General features: G+C 53.6%; 1 protein-coding gene and 2 pseudogenes. All 3 read right to left on the bottom strand.

Translation table 11 applies throughout. From position 1 onward, the window contains the following. Window positions 1-338 (bottom strand): annotated as a pseudogene (locus ACTHS3_RS07925) (PAS domain-containing sensor histidine kinase); the annotation flags it as partial. Window positions 339-341: 3 nt separating this feature from the next. Beyond that, window positions 342-935 carry a DUF4390 domain-containing protein gene (locus ACTHS3_RS07920; RefSeq protein WP_004520180.1) on the bottom strand — a complete coding sequence of 198 codons (594 nt, stop codon included), beginning with the start codon at window positions 933-935 and terminating at the stop codon, window positions 342-344. Continuing rightward, window positions 901-1332 (bottom strand): annotated as a pseudogene (locus ACTHS3_RS07915) (16S rRNA (cytosine(967)-C(5))-methyltransferase RsmB); the annotation flags it as partial. The pseudogene ACTHS3_RS07915 and the gene ACTHS3_RS07920, both read right to left, overlap by 35 nt.

Below are 1332 nucleotides of genomic sequence, written 5' to 3'. Positions count from 1 at the left end.
GCCTCATGGGTATCGTTGCCAAACCAAGAATTAATCGTACCGTTAATAAACTGGGCGGAAATACCGAACAAAAACACGCCCGGCAATACGGCAACCAAAGTAAACATCCCCGACAGCCGACGTGCAATCTGCGAACCGAACACGCTTTTGCTGTTGTCGCGCATCAAAAGCACGACATAGCGCACCAACACCGCCGCCAACACCAGCAACAGCAAACCGCACAAGGCGACAATCCACCAGAAGTAATCGGACAATACGTTGCTGCTGCCCGTTGCAACAGTCAGACCGTACAACAAAACAACGGCGAATACGGCGGCAATCAGAAGAAAGCGGCGCATGGTTTACTCCTGCACGACCGACAAGGACTTCCAACCGGAATCCAAATGCCAGTTTTTAGACGTCAGGGCATTGATTTGGAACGGTTTGGGCAGCTTGGCGGTTGTCAGCAGCAGGCGGATTTCAGCCTTCGTGTCTTTGGCGGCCACATCACTCAGCGCACCCTTGGACAAAACCTTCCAATTCGCGACCGCGCCCACTGCGCGCAAGGCAGTCTCAAGCGTATCGTACTCGGTAGAAAACGTACCGACGGTAACGCGATAGCGGTTGGTCAGCGGATGGAAGGACAATTTGTATTGAATCGTGCTGTCGTTGTTGAGCAGCTGGTCGAACTTGAATTTATAAGACGACATAGACGGCGCTGACAGCTGCCAACTTAAATTGAAATGCAGGGGGACGCCCTGTTTGAGTGCTTCTTTAAGCTGGTCGGGCAAGTCAGTGCGGAAACGGCTGCTGACGGAAAGCTGTCCGGCATGGGTCAGCTTTGCCTCGGCACGGGTCGCACTGATGCCCTCGCCTGCCGCGTTCAGCGACACGGCAAGCAAGAGCGGTACAATCAGCGTTTTACTGCTTTTTAATAAGCGCGTAATAAAAGCCATCTTGATGTTTGTTCGGTAAAAGCACATGCGATTCGATCAACTCGGCATCGGCATGGCGGTTAAGGAATTTTTGCAACTGACCGTCGTTTTCTTCGACAAAGACCGAGCAGGTAGCCAGCAACATCCTGCCGTTTTTCGTCAGGGTCTGCCACAGCGCGTCTAATAATGCTTCCTGTTGGCGTGCGGTTTTGACGGCATCGGTCGGCCGGCGCAGCCATTTGACGTCAGGATTGCGCCGCGCCACGCCCGAAGCGGTACACGGCACATCGGCCAAGACAGCGTCAAAGGTCTTTCCATCATACCATGCCGCCAAGTCCTGCGCATCGGCACAAGTCAAAGAGGCCTTTTGAAAGCCTAAACGGTCAAGATTGCTCTTCACCCTGTTCAGACGGCCTTC

It is taken from the genome of Neisseria sp. P0009.S007, assembly GCF_051962515.1.
Note: the sequence above shows the minus strand (reverse complement) of the source record. Positions and strands in the feature narration are given on the sequence as shown.